The sequence below is a fragment of the Fictibacillus solisalsi genome, assembly GCF_900103485.1.
Lineage (GTDB): Bacteria > Bacillota > Bacilli > Bacillales > Fictibacillaceae > Fictibacillus_C > Fictibacillus_C solisalsi.
Genome location: NZ_FNHW01000001.1, coordinates 2,849,117 through 2,875,322 on the forward strand (window position 1 = coordinate 2,849,117; position 26,206 = coordinate 2,875,322).

At 41.9% G+C, this 26,206-nt stretch carries 19 protein-coding genes; 5 read left to right on the forward strand and 14 right to left on the reverse strand.

Annotation, left to right across the window (positions count from 1 at the left end; all coding sequences use genetic code 11):
- Positions 1-125 precede the first annotated feature (125 nt).
- The 3 genes from BLT53_RS14570 to BLT53_RS14580 are packed head-to-tail and all read right to left on the reverse strand — an operon-like array spanning position 126 to position 3,672.
- Positions 126-1,049, reverse strand: coding sequence for an NAD-dependent epimerase/dehydratase family protein (locus BLT53_RS14570; RefSeq protein WP_090235814.1), 924 nt, complete (start codon positions 1,047-1,049; stop codon positions 126-128).
- 15 nt (positions 1,050-1,064) lie between these two features.
- Positions 1,065-2,393 carry a flippase gene (locus tag BLT53_RS14575; RefSeq protein ID WP_170834356.1) on the reverse strand — a complete coding sequence of 443 codons (1,329 nt, stop codon included), beginning with the start codon at positions 2,391-2,393 and terminating at the stop codon, positions 1,065-1,067.
- Between the two features lies 1 nt (position 2,394).
- Positions 2,395-3,672, reverse strand: coding sequence for a glycosyltransferase (locus tag BLT53_RS14580; protein WP_170834357.1), 1,278 nt, complete (start codon positions 3,670-3,672; stop codon positions 2,395-2,397).
- A 427-nt stretch (positions 3,673-4,099) separates the two neighbouring features.
- Between BLT53_RS14580 and BLT53_RS14585 the strand changes: the two genes are divergently transcribed.
- Together BLT53_RS14585 and BLT53_RS14590 are read left to right on the forward strand one after the other, a co-directional pair.
- Positions 4,100-5,125: an LCP family protein gene (locus tag BLT53_RS14585; RefSeq protein ID WP_090235818.1), complete on the forward strand. Its 1,026-nt coding sequence runs from the start codon at positions 4,100-4,102 to the stop codon at positions 5,123-5,125.
- A gap of 239 nt (positions 5,126-5,364) precedes the next feature.
- Complete coding sequence (locus tag BLT53_RS14590) at positions 5,365-6,705, forward strand: polysaccharide pyruvyl transferase family protein (RefSeq protein WP_090236910.1); 1,341 nt, start codon at positions 5,365-5,367, stop codon at positions 6,703-6,705.
- A gap of 46 nt (positions 6,706-6,751) precedes the next feature.
- Here BLT53_RS14590 and BLT53_RS14595 read toward each other — a convergent pair whose 3' ends face one another.
- From BLT53_RS14595 to tagD, 6 genes are all read right to left on the reverse strand, one after another.
- Entirely contained in the window at positions 6,752-10,102 is a 3,351-nt protein-coding gene (locus BLT53_RS14595) for a CDP-glycerol glycerophosphotransferase family protein (RefSeq protein WP_170834358.1), read from the reverse strand.
- Positions 10,103-10,231: 129 nt separating this feature from the next.
- The gene (gene tagH, locus BLT53_RS14600) at positions 10,232-11,065 is read right to left on the reverse strand and encodes a teichoic acids export ABC transporter ATP-binding subunit TagH (protein ID WP_090235821.1); all 834 of its coding nucleotides are present in this window, start codon (positions 11,063-11,065) and stop codon (positions 10,232-10,234) included.
- A gap of 19 nt (positions 11,066-11,084) precedes the next feature.
- Positions 11,085-11,909 (reverse strand): ABC transporter permease, encoded by an 825-nt coding sequence (locus BLT53_RS14605; protein ID WP_090235822.1) that lies wholly within the window; start codon positions 11,907-11,909, stop codon positions 11,085-11,087.
- Positions 11,910-11,938: 29 nt separating this feature from the next.
- A complete protein-coding gene (locus BLT53_RS14610) occupies positions 11,939-14,155 on the reverse strand; it encodes a CDP-glycerol glycerophosphotransferase family protein (protein WP_090235824.1) in 2,217 nt (738 codons plus the stop codon).
- A complete protein-coding gene (locus BLT53_RS14615; RefSeq protein WP_090235826.1) occupies positions 14,139-15,338 on the reverse strand; it encodes a CDP-glycerol glycerophosphotransferase family protein in 1,200 nt (399 codons plus the stop codon). The genes BLT53_RS14610 and BLT53_RS14615 overlap by 17 nt, the downstream gene beginning before the upstream one ends.
- The gene (gene tagD, locus BLT53_RS14620; protein WP_090235827.1) at positions 15,331-15,729 is read right to left on the reverse strand and encodes a glycerol-3-phosphate cytidylyltransferase; all 399 of its coding nucleotides are present in this window, start codon (positions 15,727-15,729) and stop codon (positions 15,331-15,333) included. The genes BLT53_RS14615 and tagD overlap by 8 nt, the downstream gene beginning before the upstream one ends.
- 401 nt (positions 15,730-16,130) lie before the next feature.
- Between tagD and BLT53_RS14625 the strand changes: the two genes are divergently transcribed.
- Together BLT53_RS14625 and BLT53_RS14630 are read left to right on the forward strand one after the other, a co-directional pair.
- Positions 16,131-16,889: a WecB/TagA/CpsF family glycosyltransferase gene (locus tag BLT53_RS14625; protein WP_090235829.1), complete on the forward strand. Its 759-nt coding sequence runs from the start codon at positions 16,131-16,133 to the stop codon at positions 16,887-16,889.
- Between the two features lie 170 nt (positions 16,890-17,059).
- Entirely contained in the window at positions 17,060-18,103 is a 1,044-nt protein-coding gene (locus tag BLT53_RS14630; RefSeq protein WP_090235831.1) for a glycosyltransferase family 4 protein, read from the forward strand.
- Positions 18,104-18,167: 64 nt separating this feature from the next.
- On the opposite strand, the gene BLT53_RS14635 is transcribed toward BLT53_RS14630, so the two are convergent.
- The 5 genes from BLT53_RS14635 to BLT53_RS14655 all read right to left on the reverse strand — a co-directional run bounded on the left by BLT53_RS14635 (position 18,168) and on the right by BLT53_RS14655 (position 24,684).
- A complete protein-coding gene (locus BLT53_RS14635) occupies positions 18,168-19,673 on the reverse strand; it encodes a glycosyltransferase (protein ID WP_090235833.1) in 1,506 nt (501 codons plus the stop codon).
- A gap of 113 nt (positions 19,674-19,786) precedes the next feature.
- Complete coding sequence (locus BLT53_RS14640; RefSeq protein WP_244520420.1) at positions 19,787-21,682, reverse strand: CDP-glycerol glycerophosphotransferase family protein; 1,896 nt, start codon at positions 21,680-21,682, stop codon at positions 19,787-19,789.
- 55 nt (positions 21,683-21,737) lie between these two features.
- Positions 21,738-22,901 (reverse strand): CDP-glycerol glycerophosphotransferase family protein, encoded by a 1,164-nt coding sequence (locus BLT53_RS14645; RefSeq protein WP_090235834.1) that lies wholly within the window; start codon positions 22,899-22,901, stop codon positions 21,738-21,740.
- Positions 22,902-22,948: 47 nt separating this feature from the next.
- Positions 22,949-23,974 carry a ribitol-5-phosphate dehydrogenase gene (locus tag BLT53_RS14650; RefSeq protein ID WP_090235836.1) on the reverse strand — a complete coding sequence of 342 codons (1,026 nt, stop codon included), beginning with the start codon at positions 23,972-23,974 and terminating at the stop codon, positions 22,949-22,951.
- Positions 23,971-24,684: an IspD/TarI family cytidylyltransferase gene (locus BLT53_RS14655; protein ID WP_090235837.1), complete on the reverse strand. Its 714-nt coding sequence runs from the start codon at positions 24,682-24,684 to the stop codon at positions 23,971-23,973. The genes BLT53_RS14650 and BLT53_RS14655 overlap by 4 nt, the downstream gene beginning before the upstream one ends.
- A 401-nt stretch (positions 24,685-25,085) precedes the next feature.
- Here BLT53_RS14655 and BLT53_RS14660 point away from each other — a divergent pair, with 401 nt between their 5' ends.
- A complete protein-coding gene (locus tag BLT53_RS14660; RefSeq protein WP_090235839.1) occupies positions 25,086-26,168 on the forward strand; it encodes an acyltransferase family protein in 1,083 nt (360 codons plus the stop codon).
- Positions 26,169-26,206: the final 38 nt, after the last annotated feature.

The window sequence follows — 26,206 nt, forward strand, 5'->3', positions numbered from 1 at the left end:
GCGATTCAGGATTTACATATTCTTAATAAACAGAAATTAATCGGTACACATATCTCAATTACATATGAAAAAGCACCCTCCTAAAAAAGGAGAGTGCTATATATATATTCTTGCCCTGTATTCAATTATGTTATTTTCTCGGGACGCTGCATTTGTCTGACCGTTTCCTCGATCCCTGCGGTCAGCGATGTTTCGGGTCTCCAGCTGGAAATGCCCAGGAACCTTTGATTGTCCAGGCAACTGCGGTAAATATCCCCTTCACGCGGCTCACCATAAACCGGCTCAAGCGGACTGCCCATTTCCCTTGCCATAATCCGGTATAGCTCATTCACTGAAATTTCCTCATTGGAGCTCACATTATAAATCCCGTCTTCCACCCGCAATGCAGCACAATTGGCACGTGCAATGTCCTCTACATAAATAAAGTCGCGGGTCTGTCCTCCGTCTCCAAAAATGGACACTTGCTCCCCGTTGAGCAGTTTATCCAGAAAGATTTTAATAACTCCGCCTTCCCCGTCCTTTGTTTGCTTCGGACCATAAATATTGGAATAGCGAAGAATGGAATAGCCAATTGCATTCGCCTCGCAAAAAGCCGTAACATACATTTCGCAGGAAGCCTTGGAGACGCCATACGGTGCGGTTGGCACCAGATGTACACTTTCCTTAAGCGGTACTTGTTCATTGTTTCCATAAACCGCTGCTGTGGAGGCAAAGATAAACTTCTTTACTGAAAGAGAGCGGGCCAATTCCAGCATCCTGACCGTTCCCTCAATGTTCAATTGCAAGTCGTTTACCGGGTTTGCTACAGAAGCCGGCACACTGGTCTGGGCCGCCAGATGGATGATCGCATCAATCCCGTAAGGTTCAAGCACCTCATATAGCGAGCCATCCAAAATATCGCCTTTAATGATCACATCATCCAGTTGGACATTGGCTGTGCTGCCTGTCAGAAAATTATCCAGCAGAATCGGGTTGTGCCCCTCATTTTTCAATGCCTTCTTCGTAAAAGTGCCTACAAATCCGGCACCGCCTGTAATCAATACATTCATGCTCTGTTCCCCCCGCTAATACCTGAGTTTTAGTTTGCGAATGACATTCTTATAAAGCCGCAGATCGCTTTTCTTTACGAGCAAAAAGCGGTGGTATGGTTCGTTCGTTACTTTTTTGTAGAGAAAAATCTTAACCACAAAGCTGACAAAATAGGTAATGGTCGCCGAAAGCGCTGCACCGTTAAGACCGTACTTCGGAATAAGGACAACGTTCAGAAGCAAATTAAACAGCACATTGAAAATAGACAGATACATGTTTAACTCCGGCTTTCCTCTTCCCGCGATGTCGTTGGACAATATCTTTTCAACGGAAAGCAGCGCTACACCCGGCAAGATGATCCGAAGCAGGTTTGCGCTGTTTTCATACTGCTCACCAAACAGTGTAACAATCAGGTCCTTTGCGATGAGTGTACCGGCCAATGCAATCACAAATGTAATCGCCAAAATATTCCGTGACACGAGTGAGGTCAGATGGTTACGTTCTTCTTCGGTTTCGATGGCGGCAATTTTAGGGTAAAGAACATTTGACACCGATGCCGCAAAAATGGCAAGTCTCTCCCCGATATTCATCGCGGTAACATAAATCCCCACTGCCGAATCCACCATGAAAAAGCCGATAAGAAAAATAACAATCCGGTAGTTCAGAAAACTGGCAAAGTTACTGATATGCGCCTTCAATCCATATTTGACGGACTTTCGGAAGTACTCCCATGAAAATCCCCTGATATCAAAGCGCAATTTATGCCTTTTTTTCAGCTGATAGACCATATAAACAACGTTAATCAGGTTCCCGGCAATAAACGCCAGAATTGCGCCTTCCAGGCCAAGTCTGAAGATCAGTACAAAAACAGCAACAAAGGCCAATATGCCAAGCTGGTTCACCACCATCGCGGTGTTGAACACCTTAAAATCCTGCAATCCTTGAAAGACCGTCTGAAAATATTCGCGCAAAAACATGAACGGTAGGGCAAGCAGGCACAAGTACAAGAGGACATGCGGTGTCTCATTAAAGAACTTTTCGGAAAAAAAGAAGATGACAACCGCTCCAAGCCCTATGCTTACAATGCTCAGCAATGTTCCGATGATAATATTGTTGTTATAGACAGTATTGAGCTTAACCTCCCCTTTACTGATGTAATAAATGGTGGAGGTGTTGATGCCCAGGGTCAAAAAAGTGAGCAATACCGTAGGAAGAAGGGTGATCAGCGAGTATTTACCCTGCCCGGCTGGCCCCAGAATCCTGGCAAGCACCACGAGCAGGAGAATGCCGATCACGATATTGGTCACCTGTCTTGAAAACGTTAAGAAACTGTTTCTGACAAAGCTTCGGTTGTCGTCGCTCATATCAAGAACCGCTCCCATTCTTCACACTCAATAAAAAGCTGAGGTAATTTTTCTGAGCATTGTATTCCTGTTCCCATTTGCTATATGCATGGGCACGATAGGTTTGTTTCTGCTCAACGGGCAAAGCCGCAAATTTCTCGATATAACCCGCAAGTTCATCTGCAGCGACATCAGATGGGATTAAAAAGCCGTTCCTCTCATCGACCAGCTCCCTCACTCCCCCGACATCCGTCGCAATGACTGGAATTCCTGTACTAAAGGCTTCCATAATAGTCACCGGGATTCCTTCACTTGCACTGACGTTGACAAAAAGGTCCACCGGTCGGGTCCGGTAAAATTTAAAGATTTGCTGCTGGGTCCAGTGGCCCTTAAAATCAATGACAATCTGGCCATTCAGCTCTTCTTTTGCTCTTCTTTCCAGATTTTCACGATCCTCCCCATCCCCTATATGGGTCCAATGGATCGGAATGGTGGTCTGCTTCAAAGCATCAACAAGCAGGTCCAACCGTTTCACAGGCTTCACATACGAACAAGTTACAATCCGCAAGATCCCATCAGGGGATGGAGATGACATAAACCCTGGTTTTTCTGTACCCAAACGGTGTACAAGAAGATTCGCCCCTGCGCCAGAATACTTACCTTCCAAAAATCGTTTCCCATCCTCGGAAATCATGTTCACTGAATTTAATGCGTTAATCACTCTTCCCTGAAATGGAAGATACGGAGGTGAATGCCTGTAATCATATACATCCCCGCCGTGAGCCCGTGAGACGGCGAGAAGTTCGGGAAAGGTTTCCTTCAGCATGGCCAGTGCCACTGCGGCCGGTGTCAGCCAGTAGGAATAAAACACGGCATCGTTTAGTGCAAAGCCGGGATCATCGAGCCATTTTTTCCTTATTTCATCACGGATCCTGAGGGCATGGCTGAGCCAGTTGGCCAGCTGCATCAATCCTTTGCTTCCAAAAGCCCTGGCCTTCGGGAGCTCCGCCGAAAACCAGCGGCGTCCCTGTGGATCGGCAGTCACACTGTAAAAGGTATGAATATACTTTTTTGTGCCTTCCGGTCTTCCCGGTATGGAATGCAGCTGAATATGATCAGGCACCTTACGCCGTTCACCGCTGCCATTCACTGAAGCAATTTCTATTTTTTCAAATAGGTTCACCATATACTTCAATTCAGTTTCCAAGAACTGCTCCCCGGGCAGATAGGGATAACGGTTGGTTATAAGAATCATGTGCTTTCTTGCTGTTCCATTCACGTTTTGCAATGTGTTCACCATCCTTGGTATCCTTGCTGCTCTTTTCATTCTTTCCAAAAACTGACCCGTATAAGGCCGTTCTCTTAATCTTTCGAAGGCCATTTCCTTTTGTGAAACCTTACTTTTTTCATAAGGAGGCCTGAGTTCTTATGATAGGGGTTGATTGTTAACGCACCTTAAATTTATTATGAAACTTTTGTAAAATAACGCGATATAAGGCTTTACAGCACGTGTATTCTTCATTAAAATGTAATATTCTTTATAATTTTTTTATTGAATTTACACAACTTTAAAGGTATCTTTATTGTATGCTTCCAAAAATTTACGTTCCTTATGTCGAGGGTATTCGACAAGGGACGGGAAGATACTCTGTTGTTCCAGCAGTTAAAACGAACCAAGATATTAACTCATATAAATAAAAGAAGAGACAAAAAGGAGAATATAATAGATGGACCGTCAACAAATGCGGAAAAAGAAGAAGAAAAAAAGACGCATTAAATTTATCGTCTTTCCACTAATTCTTATTCTTTTAGGAACAGTCGGTTTCGGATCTTATTTAACCTATAAATTAGCGAATGCTTCATCAAAAGCGCAAGAGACGCTTTCACGGGGAGAAAAATCAAATCTTCGCCTCAATGCCATTGATCCAGGAAAGGACAACTTTTCTGTTTTGATTGCAGGTATTGATGACAGCAAACACCGGAAGGGTAAAAAAGGATTTGAAGGCAACCGTACTGATGCCCTTATTTTAGCCACCTTCAACCGGGAGCAGAAATCGGTAAAAATGGTCAGCATCCCGCGTGATTCTTACGTTCAGATACCTGGGCGGATCAACAAGGATAAAATCACACATGCCCATGCTTTTGGCGGCATCGACCTGACGGTTGATACCGTGGAACATTTGTTTAACCTGCCAGTAGACTACTATGTACGTGTTAACTTTGACGCTTTCTTGCAAATTGTAGACACGCTTGGCGGCGTGGATGTGGATGTGAAAAAGAAAATAGTCGAGCAGGATAGCCAGGACCGTCCGAAAGCAATTACCATTGAACCAGGCAAGCAACGATTGAATCCGGAAGAAGCTCTTGCATATGCACGTACCCGACATGCAGACTCTGACATTATGCGGGGCGACAGGCAAAAACAAATCGTGGAAGCGATCATAAAAGAATCCACACAAATTAAGTCAATTCCAAAGTACGGACAGCTGATTGAAAACATCGGAGACAACATGTCCACCAACTTTACGCTGGGTAACATGATTGCACTCCTTAAATACGCAAAATCAGTAAATAACATTGAATCGTTAAGCCTGAAAGGCAACGATTCAAGAATCAATAATATTTATTATTATTCCTTAGACGATCAATCAGTACTGGATATTTCAAACAAATTGAAAGAACACCTGGACTACTCAGGAACAGGAACAACAGATACAAATTCAAACAGCAGTACTGACAGCACTGCAAATTAAGATGCTCAAGTAAGCTGGCCAATCATGGCCAGCTTTTTCTTTTTCCGTTTATTGAAATAACTGGATTATTACCCCTATTTTTCAAAATAGAGATCAATTGACATTTTTCGACTAATCCACTAAGATTTTAAGATGGCAGAGAACGGGTATAAGTAAGATGGATATAAATTTATTCTAAAATAACGATAGAAAACAGGGGGATTTAGAAATTGAGTAAAAATATCATAATTCGCGCCGGCATGGCGCCGTATGACAATTACGATCCAACGCAGATTATTGTCAACAATTCGATCGGCGGAAACGTAGGTAACCTGGTTTATCAATACAGTGTGTTCCGAACCTTAATGACAGACGGGACTACTATAACACCAGACCATTATGATTTTGATCCCAAGTATGCCGATGAGATCAACGAAAAATACGATGCGTACATTATTCCTTTGGCAGATGCGTTTCGGGAGGACTTTGTTCCGTCATTGCGCAAATATACGAAATTGATCAAGAAACTTAAGATTCCAGTGGTAGTGATTGGTGTAGGCCTGCGCGCGCCATTTGAACCAAAACTCAATGAAGGCTTCTCTTTTGATGAAGATGTAAAAGCCTTTGTCAGTGCGGTATTGGAAAAGTCATCCATTCTGGGTCTGCGCGGCCAAATTACTTCTGACTATCTTTCAAGACTCGGCTTCCGGGAAGGAACCGATCATACAGTAATCGGCTGTCCTTCCATGTATGCGTACGGCCGGGAGCTGAAAATACGTGAAACAAATATTACACCAAATTCCATGGTAAGCGTCAACTCTTCACGCCTTTCACCTAAAAATGTGCTCGATTTTATCGATCGAAGCATGAAGGAATTTCCAAACCACTACTTTATTCCTCAGTGGATGAAGGAAATGGTAATGACCTATGTGGGTGCTCCTTCTGTTTCCAATGCGAAAGATAACTATCCTAATCGCATGTCCCACCCATTGTATCTTGAGGACCGTGTCCGTTATCCTCTCAATGCTACAGGATGGTTTGATTTCCTTAAACAGGCAGACCTAAGCTTTGGTGCCAGACTGCATGGAAACATTGCCGCTGTTCTGGCAGGAACACCAAGTATCCTCATTCCAAAGGATGCACGTATGAGAGAGCTGGCAGAGTACCATAACCTTACTCATATTATGGCCAACGAAATTACCGATCAAACCAATATCATGGACCTGGTCGAAACACTTGATTTCCAATCCGTCACCAAAAATCAGGGCAAAAACTTTGATCATTATATTGATTTCTTAAACAAAAACAATCTTGATCATATTTATAAAGAAACCCTGACTCCTTCTTCAGTACCGCTTGATGACAAAATGGATCAGATTAAGGTTCGTCCTCCAATTGGCACCATTACAGGCTGTACGAAAGAAGAAATGGCTCAACGCTGGGAAAGCTATTATCCAAAGGTCAACGAAAAGGCTGAAAAAGCAAAGAAAAAGCTGACAGCGAAAATCAGCGAAAAAGATAAAATCATTAAAAAGCAACGCGGAACACTAAACCGCAAAAGTGTAAAGCTTGCCTTAAAAGTCGCCAACATGGTCAAATAACAAAAAAACGCCCCGAAAGCCAAATGGCTTTCGGGGCGTTTTTACTTTAAGCAAAGAAACGGTCGACGACCCGGCTCGCTGCGCCGCCGTCTTCGAGGCTGCAGTATTTCTCATGAAAAGCCGCATATCTCTCACTGTAATCATGCTTTACACGCTCAATATTTTTAATGGACTGCGTCACTTCGTCTGATGTTCTCAGCAAAGGCCCGGGTGCTTCTTTTTCAAAATCCATGTAGAATCCCCGCAATTGGTCACGGTACATCTCAAAATCATACGTAAAGAAGAGGATTGGCCGCTTCATATTCGCAAAGTCAAACATGACCGAAGAATAGTCGGTGACCAATATGTCTGTCACCAGATACAGATCCTGGATATCCGGATAGCTTGAAACATTGTATATGAAGCTCTTGTATTCTTCAGGAATGGACACCTTGCTGCTGACAACCACATGCATACGAAGCAGGAGCACATAGTCTTCTCCCAGTTCCCGATGCATTTGTTCAAAATCAAATTGCAGTTCAAAGGTGAACTTGTTGTTTTTGGACGTTTGATTGTCCCGAAAGGTCGGTGCATACAGAATCACCTTTTTACCCTCCGGTATTCTCAACTGCCGGCGAATGCTTTCTGTCAGCTGGCTTCGGTCCTCCCTGTAAAAAATATCGTTACGGGGATAGCCGATCTCGAGCATCTCGCCTTTATAGCGAAATGCACTTCTGAATGCCTGACTGGCATAAGCACTCGGAGAAATAAGATAGTCCCACGTCTTGGTTGCCTTATGCACACGCTCGACATATCCCTCATCCCGCCCTTCCACCTGTTCAATATCAAAGAGCATCTTCTTCAGTGGTGTTCCGTGCCAGGTTTGGATATAGGTCGTTTGTTTCCGTTTCCCAAGATAGGTCGGGAAGTTCTGATTGTTTACCCAGTACCGTGCTTTTGCAAGATAATAATAATAGCTTGGACTAAGCCGTTTAATGACTTTCGTGTCCGGATCCATAAACGTGCCCTTTGGATTGTAGATCCAAACCTTTTTATATTTCAGTCCGCGCCTGAGGATTTCCTCATAAATGGCGCGCGGGCTGTCGGCGTACTGCTTGCCCACCCCACTTTCGAAAACAATCAGATTTTCATCAACGGGAAGAATGCGCTGTGCCACTTTATAATAGAACCGCATGGAGGGAAAATAGTATTTGCTTTTGCGGTACCGCCGCAAAAACGCCTGAATGAGCTCATCATCCTGAATAGTACGGACCCAATGCTTTTTCTCAGGAAATTCTGATACAGCTTTATATATCCTCTCATTATGATGCCTGTCCCTGTACTTTAAAAATTTATACGATCGTCTGATATATTGTTCTTCTGCAGCAAAGTCGTTTTCTGCATACTTTTTCACCTCTTCAAGAATCTCCTCTGCATCAAGAACGATTCTCCCCGGCAAATCATTTTCCAGATCAAGATGAGAGGGACGTTTTCCAATAAAATGGTTTTGGTCAAATTGATAATAGAGAATTGGTTTGTGAAGGAAGCTGAAATCGAATCCGACTGATGAATAATCAGTAATCATCATGGCACTTTCCTTCAGCAGCCGCTGTACATCCACTTCTCCCTGGCTGATGATTCGTACAGGAGAATCGGCGAAAAAGGACGTAAACTTCTGCATGTTTGGATGCAGGCAAAATACGATTTCGAAGTTTAGCAAATCCGCCAATTCATGCAGCTGCGGGTGATTGATCAGCTCCCGGTAGCGCTCAAAATACTCACTTTCGATGAACACTTCATCGGTTATAATCCAGTCCCGCCAGGTTGGAATAATCAGCAGCTGCCGCTTTTTCTCAACATCCTCTGCGAGCAGACTGTCAAACCTGGAAAGCCCGGTAACGGCCACCTCGTTCGGATCATATCCAAAATCATGAACAATCATGTTTTTTTCAAAGTCCGAGCTGACCAAAAATAAATCCGTGTCAAATCCCGGTGCCCGTTTTCCATAGTTGGCCACCATATTTTTGGTTCCCATGACTCCATGCTGCAAAAAGATTTTTGCCGCCTTTATGGCTTTTTTATACTGCTTGGTCCGCAACGGATATAAATAATCCGGGTGATGCGAGCCAATTATCTTTTGTGCCATGAAGGTATGAAAAATGTGTTCCTTTGATTTAAAGTAAAGAATATTACCCAGCTCTTCTACGTTTCTTACTTCCGGGGAATCCTTCTCGATCACATAATACACATTCTTCTCTGGATGCTGTGTTCGTACATAATTGAAGAAATGGTATCCTGTGTCCTGTGCTTTATAGGGACGTTCTCCGACCAGCCAGATACTCCGTTTTTTGTAAAACGGCCTTAATAGCCATGCCCAGCGTTTGATTCTTCTAAGGTAATCGTAGGTGCTCTTCTCGAATTCATCCACTTGAAGGGAAAGGTTAAACCCTTTAAAGGTAAAGTAAGGAGCAAGGGCATACGTGCTTTCTCCAGCCCTGGCATAACCATCCCTTAAAAAATACTTCACCTGAAATCTTGGCCGGCCAATCCTGACCAACACAGGTGGATGCGGAAAACCAAAGCTTAGTTCAAAGAAGAAGTCGTAAATATCCTGGCCGTACACCGGGTCGTTAAATAACGGCTGAAAATCGACATTCACTCCATATTTGTAGCGGTGCATTCCAAACTTCAACCGGGTTTCTTCATGCATCTTTTCGATTTCGACAGGAAGCCGTTTTTCTACGTTGGTATCACGGCCTTTTAACAGAAGCTGAATGTTCTTGATGCTGGCGTCCCTTGTAAAAAGTTTTCCATTAAAAGAAAGCTTGTCTTTTCGAAAGTACATCTCATCGATCTGCACTTTCGGCTTTATGTTTACCATTCCCCGGGTCACAAAGGAAACATTCCCCTTTTTCGTCACATAGAGATATGAACTTAAACCTTCTTCGGTTTGGTAAGGAACAAATTCCTTATAGTCCATTTCAGCAAATCGGCCCAGCCGGATTGGATAGCAAATATCCTGCCCGCCATCTGCACGGGGATAAAATACCGCCTGGTACTGCTTCCCCTCCAGCAAGTCTTCCTTTACCTCTTCAGCAGGGCGCTGTATTCCAAGGTACAGATCAAAGTTTGTTCGTTCTTTACCAGGAAAAAGGGAATTAATGTCACCCACCCGGACTTCAAACAAAAAACGGGAGGATGGTTCAATCTCGGCCAGCTTGATCATTTCACCGGTATTCCGGGATAAAAACAGAAGCTCCCTGACACGTGCATGAGAATTCAGGTGCCCTTCAATGGTCAACTTCTCCTCCGTTTGCATGATCATCAACCGTTGCTTAAATGTCTTCCTTTTGCCAACCTTTTTTTCCGGCCGCAGCATATGTATGATTCGATTTAAAATGCCGGTTCGATTTTTCATACTTTTCCATTCCTCCCATGTCATATCTCACTGCTTCTCAGGTAGGTGTAAACGCTTACTAAAGGTATATTAGAAAAAGGGTGCCTGACGTTTTATGAACGCAGCACCCGTTCTCTTTATCCTGGACGATTACTTTGCAGATGAGGCTTGCAACTTATCTCCAGGCTTCTTCTGTCCGCTCTGCTTAAGCTGCACTTGTTGCTTGAAGCGTTTCTTCTCTTCCTTCGACATGGCTTTGTATTCCTTCAGAAATTCCTGATACTTCGGAAGAATCTCTTTCATCGGCCCATAGGCCCGAACTTCACCATACTCCAGCCACAGAATTTTTTCACAAAACCTTTTCACCTGGCCCATGGAATGGCTAATGAAGAAAATAGTCTTGCCCCGTTCCTTGAATTCGTTCATTTTATCCAAACATTTATCAGCGAAGGTTTGGTCACCTACTGACAATGCTTCATCAATAACGAGGATATCGGGGTCCACCGTTACCGAAATGGCAAATCCAAGGCGCGACTTCATTCCGCTTGAATATTTCTTGACAGGCTGGTCAATGAACTTTCCAATCTCGGCAAATTCGATGATTTCCGGCTCAAGCCGTTTGATCTCCTGCTTGCTGAAGCCAAGCATCAAACATTTCAGCTCAATGTTTTCCCGTCCGGTGAGCTCGTTGTTCAATCCCGAGGCAATCGCAATCAGTGAAACTTCACCATTTAATTCAATCGTCCCGGAGGTCGGAGGAATAATCCCGGATATGAGGTTGGATAACGTCGACTTTCCCGATCCATTCACACCGACAATCCCGATGACATCACCCTGGTTGGCTTCAAAGCTAAGATTTTGAATCGCATAAAAGTCCTCGCCATAGCCATTCGGCAAAATAATATCCAGCAGCTTTTCAGCTGGCTTTTTATACATTTTATATTTTTTTGTGACATCGCGTACAATAACGGTTTTGTTACTCATGTCCATCTCTCCTGTATTCTTACAAGTAATCCACGAATCGGTTTCTTAATTTCACATGGAGTGCGGAACCTATTATAAACAGAACCAGAACAAAGCCCCAGAAATACAGCGTGTGTTCCCCGTGTTCAAAAAACCATGCCCTGCTTAAGAGCGCGTCGCGGTATCCTTCAACGATATAATTAAAAGGGTTCCCTTTTAGAATAAGATTAATGAATTCTGGCAGGCTTTTCGGGTTTGGAACCCATAAAATCGGCGTAATGTAAAACAACATCCGCATAATTGACTGCACAAACATCTGGACGTCCCGCACGATTGTAGAAAGAGTTGACGTAATCAGGGAAAGTGAAAATACAAGAGCTATGGCAGCGAACATATAATAGGGAAGCTGCAGGTAATAAAGCGAGATCTTTCCGTGATCCGTGAACTGAAAGATGACCGCAATCACTGCGAGCAGCATCACATTCGGGTAAAATATCGAGAAGATGACATAGCTCGGAATGACGCTCAATGGAAAATTCATCTTGGCGATAATCTTGATTCTTGTATAAATCGCTTTGGAGCCGTTTAAAATGGCAGGACTGATAAAAAACCAGACGATAATCCCTGCGACCAGCCATTGCAGGAAGGGAACCTCATTACCAGCCGTTCCTACACTTTTTCCTTGCCGGATACCCATCCCAAACACCATCCAATAGACGGCAACTTGGATAGCGGGATTAATGACCTCCCAAAGCATTCCCAAATAGTTGTTGTTATTCTTTATCTTAAGCTCATACATCGATAAACGAATCATAAGGTAAAAGCTGTTGATTTGTTCTTTTAGTACTTTACAAGCTGAAATCATGTTTGTAATCCTCTCCCAAAGAGATTGGTTTAGAATACTTTTTGAACGGCTTTGTGAGAAGATTGTCCACTTTCCAAATAGCAAAATCGTTCATAAAAGTCGTCAAAGATCTCTGATTGAATCTCAAATCCATCAGACTCAATTTTCTCTATGGCTGAAATAACCTCATCTGTTGTCTTCACTAAAGGTCCTGGTGCATATGTTTCAAAATCAAAATAGAAGCCCCTTAATTTATCACGATAAGATTCGATATCATATACAAAGAAAAGCATCGGGCGCTTAAGGTTTGCATAATCAAAAAACACAGAAGAATAGTCAGTTATCATGATATCAGATACCAGATACAGCTCATTTATGTCGCCATGGTAAGAGAAATCAAAAGCAAATCCTTCATATGGCGACAAATCAAAGTTCTCAGCCACCAGATAATGCATCCTTAACACTATAACATAATCTTCCCCGAATTTATCCTTTAGCTGCAGGAGATCAAGCTCGAGGTCGAATTTATATCGCCCTTTACCGTAGAATTGATCATCACGCCACGTTGGTGCATAAAGAATAACTTTTTTATCCTGTGGAAGTTGAAGTTTTTCTTTCAATTCTTTAATATCACTTGGATTGTTCTTCGTATAGAGCACATCGTTCCTGGGATATCCCACTTCCACTACTTCTTTATGAAAATTAAACGCACGGCGGAAAATTTCAGTTGAATAAGCATTAGGGGACAATAGGTAGTCCCATTTACTTGATTCCTTATGAAAGTTGGCTTTGTACTTTTTGGTATTTGTTCCCGGCATATGGACTTCATCCATGTCAGCCGCCAAACGTTTAAGCGGTGTTCCATGCCACGTTTGGAAATAAACCGTGTGTTTCGCCTTTGGGATCCATAGCGGCATTCGGCTGTTCGTTACCCAGTAGCGTGCACGCGCCATTTTAAACAGCCACTTAACGGAGAATCGTTTGGCATAAGGAATGCCAGCGTCCTCAAACTTGCTTATGCTTCTGCCGTCAACACTCCAAACCAGTTCGAGATCAGGACGGCTCTCTTTTAAATATTCGTAGATCGCTCGAGGATTACAGCTGTACTGCTTACCGAGAAAGCTTTCGAACATTACGAGATTTTTTTTAACCGGCAGATATCCTGCTAGTTTGAAGGCCACCATATATGCTTTTTTCGTCTTTTTATGCTGCTTTACCTTCGCAACCGTACGCCGGACCTTTTTCTTCAGTTCTTGCAACAAACTGTACTGAACCACTTTAATAACAAGCGATCTCGTTTTCTTGCGTGTAACGAGGGAGACCTTTTTCTTCCCGCTGACAGTGCTGATGATGATGGACTGGTTAACCCTTCGTTTAAAAGAAATCAACTGAAGCGGAATCGCCAGATCATCTTGATCAGGGCCTGCTGAGTCCTCATCCTCCCATTTAAAATACAAACGAAACGTCGAATTTGTATCCAGATTGCAGAATCCTTTACTATCAAGCTGTGCCATAAAGCTCATGATCTTAAATGGCTGCTGCTCCTGATTGAAAGGATTGAGGTCTTCGCGCTCTGCAGTCTCAAAAGGAATCACACGTTCCTCAAATCCTTCTGGTCCTCCAATGACCATTGTTCTTTCCAGCCCTTCCTTTTCAGAGGAGAAGGGAAAAAAGTAAAAGCCCTCTAATGTTACGTTGCCTCTTTTATCAAGCTCCGCGTTCTCAACTTTTATAACTGGACGGCGCTCATAAACTTTAAAGGATAAGTTCCCCTTGTTTGTCGTATACGGTGTAATGGCTTGTTTGGTTTCAGGCTGCACCATGGTACTGAGTTCCAGGTAAGCGTGTTTTGTTTTCATACGGTATTTCTTTTCAACCACTTCATATTCTTCGATCGTATCTTCCTGTTTAAGTTCATCTTCGCCATTCTCATTTTCATACTGAGACACTACCTGTTTTGCATGAATAATCACGTATGCATCCCAAACAGACCCTTTTCCAATTTCTAATGGATCTAACGTAGATTCAAGGACATAATACTTCTCGCCTGCTTCTATAGCTGTGAACGGGAACTCCAATTCCCGCCCAGTTATACGTTCTATAAGTAAAAGGTGTCCAGCTAATGGTTCCTGAAAGATTGCATTGTTCTTTAAAAGATATTTTATAATAGCAACATTTTCATTGAATTCGATAGTATGAAGGATGCACTTTCTTTTTTTCGTTGGTGCAAAGCCTTCTTGGATCTGTATGTTAGCTTCCGCTTGCATTTACGTTTCTCTCTCTTTCTGCATCAAGAATATATTCAGCCAATAACCGGCTAGAGTGTCCGACGTGATATTGGTTCCACATCGCCGAAAATTGCTGAACATTATTCATGTCATAACCCTTTTCTTTAATAACCTTTACCAATTCATAACTGTCAAAAACGATTGGTCCGGGAACCAAATTTTCATAATCATCCCACAGACCCCTTGTTTTACAATACTCCTCAAGATCATAGGGGTAAAAGACCATCGGCCGGTTTAACAGTGAAAATTCATAAGGAATTGAAGAATAATCACTGATTAAAATATCGGTAATCAATAAAATTTCGTTGACGTCCCATCTGGAGGAATAATCGTAGACAAATCCTGGATAACGTGATTCTACATCTATCTTATGCGCGAGAACAGGGTGGCTGCGTACTAATAAAACATAATCATCGCCTAATTCCCGATACATCAGATCAAGATCAAGCGGCAGCTCAAATTGGTTCAAAAGATGGTCGCGATAGGTCGGTGCATACAAAATCACTTTTTTTTCTTTTAATGTGATGTTTTCCTGATATAACTTTTCTTTGATATCGTGCATTTGTTTTTCATCAAAAAAAAGATCGGTTCTAGGTACACCGGTCCGTAAAAAATTTGAGGATGAAAGTTGGAAGGCTTCTTTAAAGATACTAGCCATCGTATCAGATCCAACAACAACTTTGTGAAAGTTTTTGTAAACATTTAAAAACCGCTTATGAGCGCGCCGGCTTCTATAGGTGATGGACTCATCTTTCAATCCGAATGTTTTAATAGCCCCAGCGGCATGCCAAAGTTGAATACATTCTGCCTCATTCTTAAATTTGATTGTTGAAAGAAAACCAAAATAATTATCCACAAGCACTATTCTGGCAGTGGCCAGGTGATAGGCCGATCTGGCTATACTTATTATTGAATTATCAAATGGAATAACTTTCGCACCTGATTTATAAGGATTCAATTTAGGAAGTGCATTTTTTTTCGCCAAAAAAACAATAGGGCTATCCGGCTGCATCTTCTTCAATTCTTCATAAAGAAAAACCGAATTGTCTCCAAACGAAACAACAAAGGTTACTTTATTTTTCCTTAGCGGAAACAATTTGAAAAAATCAAACTGAAGCTTGAAGTAAAATAAATACAGCCAGATAGCAATTTCTTTAACCATTGTTCACCGAGAATAAATCTTTTTTGATTTGGGAAGTAGAGATTCCGATCGTACGCGGCAAGTAAATCACATCGCAATACTCCTTCAAAAAATCAAATTTCCCTTCCCAATCGTCTCCCATAACAAAGATGTCCACATTGTGATCCACTACGTCTTTTACTTTTTGATCCCAGCTTTTTTCCTCAATTACTTCGTCCACATAACGAATGGACTCCAAAATCATTTTTCGATTGTCAAAGCTGTGGTATGATTTTTTATTTTTAATCGCGTTAAATTCGTCACCGGAAAGACCAACAATCAGATAGTCTCCCAAATCTTTTGCTCGTTTCAGCAAATTGATGTGTCCCCAATGAAGCAAGTCAAATGTCCCATAAGTCAATACTTTTCTCATGGCCTTCACACTCCTACTAAATAGAATGAAAAAATTACCTGTCCGACGTTATTCGGTCCATGTTTTAAATCTATGATAAAAAGGTAAATTTCACGTAAAGTTTTATCGAGAGTCTCCGCAACAATAAAGCCTTACTTCATGGACAAAATACAAGGTTCATTTACAAAAAATTAATCACACTTTTACAAAAGCAGCTCATTCATGATATAATAATTCGTAAAAATACTTGCATTTTGGTACCCTTACTCATAATATAATCTTTAAGTTTTTTTTACAAGCTCTTAATGAAGTTTTTACATTTCCTTCTTTTTTTAGGGAATGGGCCTATTTTAATAGGTTGATAGTAAGGTAGTTTAAGAGCCTACATACGTAAACGTATGAAAAAGTGAGGATCTGATGTTATGAAAAATACAGTGAATATACTAGGAATAAACTTTATAAATACAACCGTAAAACAATTCGTCCACACACTTGGATCTCACATCGAGAATCGTGAAAAGACATTTGTTGTAACTGCGAATCCCGAAATCGTCATGGATGCCCGCAAAAATGAGACGCTGATGAATATTATTCAGGGAGCAGATTATGTGACAGCCGATGGCATTGGGATAGTAAAATCGGCAGGACTTCTCGGAGTTCCTCTTCCTGAACGGGTACCGGGATTTGATGTCACCATGAGACTGCTGAAGCTTGCGAATAAAAAGGGGCTCAGCGTTTACTTGCTCGGCGGTAAGGATCGCGTCGTGGAAAAGGCAGCTGACCGAATTAAAAGCGACTTTCCAAATGTGAAGATTGCCGGCTATCATCATGGTTATTTCGACTTGGCAGATGATCAGATCATGAAGACGGTGGAAAGCACAAAGCCTGATATTATCCTCGTGGCATTGGGGGCTCCCCGCCAGGAACAATGGATTTCAGAGAGCATGCCATTGTTTGACCATGGGATCTTTATCGGTGTTGGCGGCACCTTTGATGTCATTGCGGGCGAGGCAAAACGGGCCCCGGAAATCTGGCAGAAAATGAACCTGGAATGGTTTTACCGACTGGTTAGGCAGCCATCCCGCTGGAAACGCCAAATGGCACTGCCGCAATTTGCGTTTAAAATTTTGCAGCAAAAGCTTCAGAAAAATATTACACCAGCTGATAAGCCCTTCATGTAGGGGCTTATTTTTTTGTTGTCCGATCTTAACAGCATTTACAAAAAATGTAGATTATATACGTTTATTTTTAATGATTATGATATAATCCATAAAGAGATATTCTTCAACAAATAATCAAATGAATCGACAATCCCTTTCGTAATAAACTGGGATCGATATGAGGTGTACGAATGTTATTTTTGACATTGCTTATATGTTTTTTTGCCTCTTTTTGTCTTACTCCATTAATAAAAAAATTGGCACTGGCGGTGGGAGCCGTTGACCGGCCATCTGAGCGGAAGGTTCATGCCACAGTGATGCCCCGTCTTGGCGGACTGGCCATATTTATCAGCTTCATTCTTGGCATCCTGATCGCTCATCCACCGAATAAAACCGTTTGGCCCATTGCTCTTGGGGCATCAGTGATTATACTTACAGGCTTCCTGGACGATAAATTCGAGCTTTCTCCAAAACTTAAGCTCCTGGGACAAATCACTGCGGCATTAATCATTGTTTTCATGGGGGATATTCAAGTCAATTTTATTAACCTTCCCTTTAATGGAAGGCTTGAACTTGAATGGTTGAGCGTCCCTGTCACGGTGATTTGGATTTTGGCCATCACGAACTCGATCAACCTGATTGATGGATTGGACGGGCTCGCTGCAGGTGTTTCCTCCATTGTGTTGATTACCATCTCGATTATGGCGATGATCATGGGTGATGCATTTGTCCTGATGATTGCGTCTGTAACGTTATTCAGCACGCTCGGCTTTCTTTTTCATAATTTTTATCCGGCGAAGATTTTTATGGGAGACACAGGCGCCCTCTTCCTGGGCTTTATTATCGCCGTCGTTTCCCTTCTCGGATTTAAAAATGTAACCATGTTTTCATTGGTTGTTCCGGTTATCATTTTGGGGGTTCCCATTTCCGATACGATTTTTGCTATCATTCGTCGGATCGTTCATAAGCAGCCCATCTCATTGGCAGATAAATCACATCTTCACCATTGTTTACTTCGATTTGGGTTCTCACATCGAAAAACCGTTCTTATTATTTATGCCATGAGCTCGGTTTTCGGACTTGCTGCCATTATTTTTTCCACCTCCACGCTTTGGGGATCCATGATTATACTGGCGCTTCTCACCATCGGGATTGAACTGGTAGTGGAGGCGGTTGGACTGGTCAGCCAAAATTACAAACCTGTTTTAAACGCGATAAAACGACCTCAAAAATAAAAACAAGCTGCATCCCTCTGCAGCTTGTCCGGCTTTCAGACAACGTTTAGGTCTGGAAGCTTTTTTAATGGCTGATTTTTCCAAACAGTGTTTCCCAATGCTGGAAATGAAGCTCTTCATTCCACTTTGCTTTTACCTTTTTATACCCTTCCTCCCCCATCGTCTTAGCTTTCTCAGGGTTCTTGAGCAGTTCAAGCATATAGCGGGCCAATTCATCCAGACTGCGGTTTTGAACGAGATATCCATCAACGCCATGGTCAATGAGGTCAGAAGGGCCATATTTAATGTTGTAACTGATCACGGGAGTGAAGTTCGCCATCGATTCCATGATCACAAGGCTGAGACCCTCATATTTGGAGGTAAGGACCGTAAAAAGGGATTGTTTGAAAACCTGTCCCACTTGATCGCAGTACCCTTTTAACTGCACATGCTGCTGTAAATCCAATTCATCAATCAGTTCCGCCAGTTCTTCCTCTGCGGGTCCCGATCCATGTATTTCAAGCCGGGTTTCCGGGCATTGGCCAACCACCTGTTTAAAGCTTCTGATTGCCTCATCAAGCCCTTTTTCTTCGTGCAGCCTGGACACAATCGAAACCAAATGAGGATCCTTTTGAATAGAAAACGTATCCTCCATGGGTGTAACAAAGTGAGGAATAACATATATGTTCCCCGGATTTCCGTATTGCTCCGCAATGTCCCGTTTCTGTTCTTTGGTTAACAGCACTAGAGCGTCTGCCTCCTTGAACCGGTCCAACAGTTCTTTATGATTCTTTTTAACGTCACTGCCCTTCTGATGAGGAAAAGAAAAATGATTGGTATGCACAGCAAGAATCCGGTAAGCCCGGTCTTTGTCGATATCCAAAACTTTGGCTGCGCTGCCAGGCCCGTCACAAATGACATAGGGTTTCCCTTCCGCCTGCTTGCACATTTCATTCAGCCAGCTGACGTGAAAATCCTCATTGGATGTATACATCTTACAGCTTAGGTCCTGTGCATTAAATAGAAAAAGTTTCTCGAGCTCCCCTGTTTCTCCGCTATACCAGCGGCTTAAATAACAAAAACCGTGCTCTGTGCAGTAATTTTTCACTGTTGCCTTTTGTGTTGAAGGATGATAATGAGTTGTTCTATACAAATGGCCCTTGTAAAAATCTTCTCTCCTCGACCTTAATCTGTTTTCACTGTAATAATCTATATACTCCAGTTCTCCATTGGCATCACGTTTTTCATCTTTAAACAATACACCATTTCTGAAATAGCGGTCATGATGCTTTCCATGGTTGATAAAGTAATCTTCTTCTGCCTCTGAGTGATCTTCTTCTGCTTTAAAGGCAACCGTACTTTTCATTTTGTAAAAATCATGGATATCGAGAATGTCCACGTCTGGATGCAGCCGCCCCATCCCCTTTAGGGCGGCTTCCACCTCTGAGTAGTTCTTTTTGAAATTCAATGTTAAAAGGGTAACACTGTATCCCCTCTCACAAAGAAGCCGGGAGCGGTTCAGCATCACCCTTGTAATTCCACCTTTATCAATGTCAATGTTGCCGATGACCATATATACCTTTTTCTTCATGTCTGACAGACCTTTCTGTACGGATATTTCTTGTTTATTTCCCCTTCGGCTCTTCAATCAATCCTAAATGTAAAAAAGGATGAAAGAGAGGGATTCTCTTTCATCCTTAAAATTTATGATTGAAGTTCTTCTTCGTCCTCTTCCCCAATTCTGAGAAAAATACGGTCAACCACCCGTTCACTCGCTTTTCCGTCAATATCATCAAAGAAGTAGTTTACAAACGGCTGCACCTTTTCCATTTTAAAGTCTTCCCTTTTGATGGTAGAAACCAGCTGGTCTGTTGTTTTGACAAGCGGTCCCGGGATGAAGGAATGGTAATCAAAATAAAAATCCCTTTTTTGAATGTATTCCTCCACATCATACGCAAAGAAAATCATCGGTTTGTTTAACAGAGCGTACTCAAAGCAAACGGAAGAATAATCGGTAATCAGAATATCAGTTACAAACAAGAGATCATTGATTTCCCGGTAGGACGAGAAGTCATAGAAAAATTCGCTGTATTGATAAGGAATGCTAAAATCATTTTTAACAAAAGGGTGGACTTTAAATAAGAAGACATACTCATCTTTGAGTTCTTCATAAATCTTGTCAAGATTCAGCATTTCCATATTATAATGTGCAGATTGTTGGCCGTTCCCCCTGAAGGTAGGCGCAAAGGTAATCACCTTTTTATCCCTTAAGAACGGAAATTCTTCGTATAATCGTTCTTTCACTTCTCTTTGGTAGGCTTTATCAAAGAACACATCAGTTCTTGGTATTCCCGTCGGGACAACATACTCGTCTGAAATGCCGAAGCCTTCCGCATAATATTTGCCAATATTATGTGAGCTGACAATTGCTTTCGTGTAATTCCGGTGGTTTAGCGACTTCGGAGAAGGCCCACCTGGTCTTCCCAAACGGCTGAATCCAAACGTCTTAAATGCACCAACCGCATGCCAGAGCTGAACAAGTTCAGCCTTATCCCTGATCTTCAGCGGATAGACTAGCGGATAAAAGTCATCCAGGACAATAAATTTAGAGGTTGCCATATCATACGCAAGCCGGATCAGTTCAGTGTAGCTCTTTTTGACCCCTACACCCTTTTTTAGCATAAAATGATAATCAAAATCGAGATTTCGCTTCAGCATTTCTTCATATACAAACTGAAAATTCCCGCTCATATCTTCACGGCTGTCAGAGGCAAACAACACCTTTTTCTCCTTGATCGGGAAGAGGCAGCAAAAGTTATAAATTTGCTTGAACACTTTGGAATAAAAGAATCGGTAAAATGGCGTTCTTCTGATGGCTTCATCCATATCAAGCTCGGCCGGATCAAAGTCCTTCAATTTGGACGAAACCAATTTTAGTGTTTTTACTTCCCGGTCATACGTGGCCAAAAGGTTATATTTCAAGTGCCTTCTTGCAGAGAAGTACTCCATTTTGGCAGAATAAAAACCATTTGGCAGGAAAGACTCGATATTTCCAAGCGGAAACCTTTTTCTCACAATATCGTGTCCTGGTACATTCATTTCGATTTCGATATAAAACGCATATTCGGAATCAATCAGCGGTTTGTTGCCCAATTCAACGCGGGAAAAATTAATCTCCCCCTGAAACCCGGCCCATTTATAATCCTCACTGATCGTTTCATTCAGACGCAATCCGTCAACTTTTATATCCTGCAATGGAATATGAATGTCCGGAAGGTTCTTCTTATTGACCACATTGACCAGTATCAATCTTTTTTTCACATAATCATCTTCGTGAATAGGAATATTATCCAAGTAATAATAACCTTTGATTTTCATTACTGGCCCCGTAAAGGACAAATGAGTAATTTTCCGCCGGGGCACCAGATTATCTCTGACACCTGCCATTTCCTTTATGAGAGGAAGGGTGGGCTCCAACTTGTCTTTTTTTATGATAACGTGCTTGTCATTAATTATTAAATCCTGGTCAGGAAGTTGCTGCTGCTGGTTATTATTTCTGCCTAGCATCCTTCTCAGTTTTCTTTTAACCCTCGTAATCATTTACTGAACTCCAATCTATTCCTCATTTCTGCTGTATCAAATCGAATGAATGCTTTTATTTCATAATCGCGTTTACTAAGCGTTCTGCGGCTTTGCCATCCGCATAGTCAAAGAATCGGTCTCTGAAGGCATTGATTTTTTGATAATCATACTCACCCTGCTTAATCCAATTCCCAAGCGCCACGGTTTCATTAAAAAACGGGCCAGGGATAAAAGACTGGTAATCATAATAAAAGTTGCGTTCAGATTTATATTCTTCCAAATCCGTCGCAAAAAATGCGATAGGACGCCCCAGCAGGCTGTATTCAAAGATAACGGATGAATAATCTGTAATCAAGAGATCCGAAATAATCATTAATTCATTGATCGTAAAATTCTGCTTGATTTCAAATACAAACTGCTCGGCAGAAGGCTCGATTGTCACCGGGGTTGTAATATACGGATGCAAATGCACAAGCAGGGCATACTCGTCTCCAAGTACTTTTTGGAGTGCTTCAAAATGGATCGGACATTCAAATTGATCCTGGTAATGGCTCTTTCCCCGAAAGGTCGGCGCATACAGGAGCAATTTCTTATTCTTCAGCTGCGGATATTTTTCATAAAAACGTTCTTTCACCTTCGCATGCTTTTCTTTCATGAAGAAGTAATCCGTTCGGGGTATGCCCCATGGCATGACTTTTTCTTCATCCATGTCAAAAGCCTCCGCATAAAAAGGAATAACCTCTGACGAACTGACAGCCACCTTAGAATAGTTCGAATGGATCTTCACATGCTCCAAATAATTCCGGCTTGGGCCAAACGAGTTGTCAATTGTACTGTACCCAAACTTTTTAAACGCGCCGGCTGCATGCCATAACTGTATGATTTCCGAGCCTTTTCTCGGCTTGATGCAATATACCGGAAAGTAATAGTCATCAATAAAAAAGTATTTGGAAGTCGCCAGATGATAGCTGGCCTTTATCATGTGCAACACGTAATCCAGTTTTCCCGCAAACGAGGAATCGAACTTCTTTAATAAGAAATACATATCATATTGATGCTTCCTGGTTCGTTGAATCTCTTTATAAACATAAGCAAGATTACCCGTGAGCTTATCGGCTCGATAAGACGCAAAGGTAACCTTGTTCATTTTTAATGGAAAGAGGATGGAACAAAGGAAGAAGATCATACGGATAAATTGCTTAACTGTTATGGTGGGCAGCAATTTCAAAAATGACATTTTCCATCCTCCCCTTTCATTTTTTTATGGCAGGGAAAGATATTCAATTAAATTTTCCACTCCATAATTGTTTTTCCCCAAGATGTTGTCAAATCTTTCTCAAATGCATCGATGATATCCTGAATCGTACGTACTTCGTGCACTGAACCAACCAGCAACTCGAGGTACTCAATAACTTCAGGAATCTCTTTCATAAATTCAACGGTGTTGACAAAATCGGCTCTGCCGCTTCGGCTGCTTCCTATGACTGTCAACCCCTTTTCCAGGATCATACGGGTGTTGATTTCCACAGGATATTCGGAAACTCCGAGGATCGCAATGGAACCCTCCGGATGGATGTAATCAATGATTTGATTTATCGCGTCCTGGCTCCCTTTGCCGCCTGCACATTCAAATGCATGGTCAATCCGGAGATCATCCGGAATTTCATCAATATTATATGCTTCATCAATAAAGGAAAAGTGCTCCATCTTGTATTTTGTTTTTCCAAACAGATAGACCTTGCTTTCCGGGTAACGCTTTTTGAGAATGAGAGCCGAAATAAATCCAAGGTTCCCGTCTCCCCATACACCGAACGTATCCCTTCTGCTGTGTGCCTTCTGTTCAAAACGTACGAGCGAGTGCATCGCAATAGTAATCAGCTCAATAAAAGCAGCCACATGAGGGCTCATGCCTTCCGGAAGCTGCACCAGCCTGTCTCTTTTAAGAAAAACATAATCCTGCATAAAACCGTCATATCCGCTGGAACGAAACTTACTGGACCTTAAATAGTTTTCTCCTATAATGTCATCTTCTTCTGTCGGTATATTGGGAACCATAACAACCGGAGTTCCTGTTTTGAATTCCCCTTTTGAATCATAGACCACCTTGCCGATCCCTTCATGAATCAGAGCCATCGGCAGTTTTTTGGCCATGGCCTGTTTTCCGCGGGTGCCTGTGTAATACCGCTGGTCCGCAGCGCAAATGGATAAGTGTGTAGGGCGAACTACCACATAATCAGTCTGAAGCGACTCATCATTGTATGTCACTTCAAATTGGCGGGGAGAAACTAAACGATAGACTTGATTAATCATCGTCCAATGCTCTCCTGGATAATGGCATTTGCCACTTTAAGATCATACGGTGTTGTTACTTTGATATTGAAAACTTCGCCCTTTACCAACTTCACGTTCTCCCCTTTGAGCGCGCAGATTTTACAGGCATCAGTCAGGATGTTTTTTTGTTCATCACTTAGGGAATGATAGTGATCCACAAGCATTTTTATATTAAAGCTTTGCGGTGTTTGTCCTTGATACATTGAGCTTCTGACAGGAATATTGGAGATGATTTCTCCGTCTGTGGATTCAATAATAGTATCGATCGCTTCAATCACTGTATCGACAGCTCTGTACTCCAATGCGAAATCAATATTTTCTTCAATAATCCTGTGAGTCAGAAACGGACGAACCGAATCATGTGTAACAATAACATCATCATCATTAAGGCCAAATGTTTTTTCAATATAGTTAATTCCGCTCATGATGGAATCATTTCGGTCCTTTCCGCCTTCAACCACAACAATGCGGTCATCACCGGCTATATATTTTCTGATGATGTCTTTTGTATGAATAATCCACTCTTTTGGTGAAACCACCAAAATTTTGTCAAAGCGGTCGTTTAGAATAAACTTCTCAATTGTATGAATAATGATAGGTTTATTGTTTAATGTTAAAAATTGTTTGGGCATGTTGATATTCCCCATACGGGTTCCTTTTCCGCCCGCAAGAATTTCTGCATAGATCACAATTGTCAGCTCCTTTTTCAGTAATACACCCTCTGATTTCTTTCTCTATTTAAAGTACCCTTACTTACATATTCGAAATCCAGTATATTTTTTGACGTTTTTTATCACATCGTGTTGATTGATGTCAAAATGTCTAAATTAAAATATAACACCAACCATATACACTTGACAATCAATAGACAATTATTGTCAAAGTTTTGTAATAGGTCATACTACCTCGACAACAAATCAATCTTTTTGACGAAAAATGTGAGGATAAAGGTTTAACTTACACAGAAAAAGGTTACTAACAGTATGGCTGGTAAATTCATGCGCGCAGTTGACGCCTTTTACCGCCATTCGTTAGAATAAATAACCGTATATTGCTCGGAGTTTTTGGTAAACAGGGGAAGGAGGAAATTATGGCCAGCAAACGCATACCATGGTTTGACAACATAAAAGGTCTGTTAATATTCATGGTCGTATTCGGACATTCAATCGAAATATACAGGGACTGGGATGGAAACACCCTGCCTTTGTACTTGTACAACGCTATTTATACATTTCATATGCCCTTATTCATTATCATTAGCGGCTATTTCTACCGGCCGAATAAGTTTAAGCGAACCGTCCAGCTTTTTGCCGTCTTTTTAATCTGGCAGTTGATCAATGGGGTGTTCTCAAAATTAATCAATGACCAGGAGATGATTACTCTTCACTCAGACAGCAGGGTTCTGGATTTGCTTCAGCCTTACTGGACGATGTGGTTTTTATTGGGAATTATCGTCTGGGGGATGATTACTCCTTATGTGACCAAATTACGTTTTCCACTGATTACAGCTATTGCACTTGCGATTTGGGTCAGTTACGTAAATGATGTAACCAGCTGGTTTTCGCTGAGAAAGCTCGTTAATTTCTATCCTTACTTCTTGATTGGCTATTTATTGGCTGAAAAAAATGTCTTAAAAGCTTTGGCTGCGCGCTCCAAAACGTGGAGAATGCCAGGAAAATGGGTTTCAGCAGCTGTCATTCTTGGCTTTCTTGGGTTTATGGTCTTTTTCACCAACAATAATTGGGATACTGCCATTACGTTCATGAGGGATTCATACAGCCATTTTGAATGGCCATTCGTAAAGGGCGCTCTCATTCAGATTGCCATCTACGGTGGAGTTACGGTTTTATCCATTGCCATTATGCTTTTAACGTCTCAGGACAAGCAGCTTGTTCTGTTCAATAAATTAGGGATCTATTCGATTTTCATTTATTTGATTCATTCATCCATTGTACGTGTGTATCGAGGCTTGCTTCCTGATCAGGTTGCCGAGCATCCTATAGCACTTATCGCGGTAGCCGCTCTATTTGCCCTCTTCACTTGTTGGCTTATCACCAGAAAATTCATCATTGGTCTATTTAAACCCCTGGTTGAGCCGAAAATGGATTGGCTGTTAAGAAATGAACCGAAGCCACAGCCAACATCGTTAAAAAATAAAGAATTTGTTTCCTAAAAAAGGGATGCCAGCATGGTTTGCTGGCACCCCTTTTA

Bases quoted from the DNA above. Each gene is read 5' to 3' on its own strand.
- BLT53_RS14570 (WP_090235814.1), bottom strand. From the start codon at position 1,049: ATGAATGTATTGATTACAGGCGGTGCCGGATTTGTAGGCACTTTTACG.
- BLT53_RS14575 (WP_170834356.1), bottom strand. From the start codon at position 2,393: ATGAGCGACGACAACCGAAGCTTTGTCAGAAACAGTTTCTTAACGTTT.
- BLT53_RS14580 (WP_170834357.1), bottom strand. From the start codon at position 3,672: ATGGTGAACACATTGCAAAACGTGAATGGAACAGCAAGAAAGCACATG.
- BLT53_RS14585 (WP_090235818.1), top strand. From the start codon at position 4,100: ATGGACCGTCAACAAATGCGGAAAAAGAAGAAGAAAAAAAGACGCATT.
- BLT53_RS14590 (WP_090236910.1), top strand. From the start codon at position 5,365: ATGGCGCCGTATGACAATTACGATCCAACGCAGATTATTGTCAACAAT.
- BLT53_RS14595 (WP_170834358.1), bottom strand. From the start codon at position 10,102: ATGAAAAATCGAACCGGCATTTTAAATCGAATCATACATATGCTGCGG.
- tagH (WP_090235821.1), bottom strand. From the start codon at position 11,065: ATGAGTAACAAAACCGTTATTGTACGCGATGTCACAAAAAAATATAAA.
- BLT53_RS14605 (WP_090235822.1), bottom strand. From the start codon at position 11,909: ATGATTTCAGCTTGTAAAGTACTAAAAGAACAAATCAACAGCTTTTAC.
- BLT53_RS14610 (WP_090235824.1), bottom strand. From the start codon at position 14,155: ATGCAAGCGGAAGCTAACATACAGATCCAAGAAGGCTTTGCACCAACG.
- BLT53_RS14615 (WP_090235826.1), bottom strand. From the start codon at position 15,338: ATGGTTAAAGAAATTGCTATCTGGCTGTATTTATTTTACTTCAAGCTT.
- tagD (WP_090235827.1), bottom strand. From the start codon at position 15,729: ATGAGAAAAGTATTGACTTATGGGACATTTGACTTGCTTCATTGGGGA.
- BLT53_RS14625 (WP_090235829.1), top strand. From the start codon at position 16,131: ATGAAAAATACAGTGAATATACTAGGAATAAACTTTATAAATACAACC.
- BLT53_RS14630 (WP_090235831.1), top strand. From the start codon at position 17,060: ATGTTATTTTTGACATTGCTTATATGTTTTTTTGCCTCTTTTTGTCTT.
- BLT53_RS14635 (WP_090235833.1), bottom strand. From the start codon at position 19,673: ATGAAGAAAAAGGTATATATGGTCATCGGCAACATTGACATTGATAAA.
- BLT53_RS14640 (WP_244520420.1), bottom strand. From the start codon at position 21,682: ATGATTACGAGGGTTAAAAGAAAACTGAGAAGGATGCTAGGCAGAAAT.
- BLT53_RS14645 (WP_090235834.1), bottom strand. From the start codon at position 22,901: ATGTCATTTTTGAAATTGCTGCCCACCATAACAGTTAAGCAATTTATC.
- BLT53_RS14650 (WP_090235836.1), bottom strand. From the start codon at position 23,974: ATGATTAATCAAGTCTATCGTTTAGTTTCTCCCCGCCAATTTGAAGTG.
- BLT53_RS14660 (WP_090235839.1), top strand. From the start codon at position 25,086: ATGGCCAGCAAACGCATACCATGGTTTGACAACATAAAAGGTCTGTTA.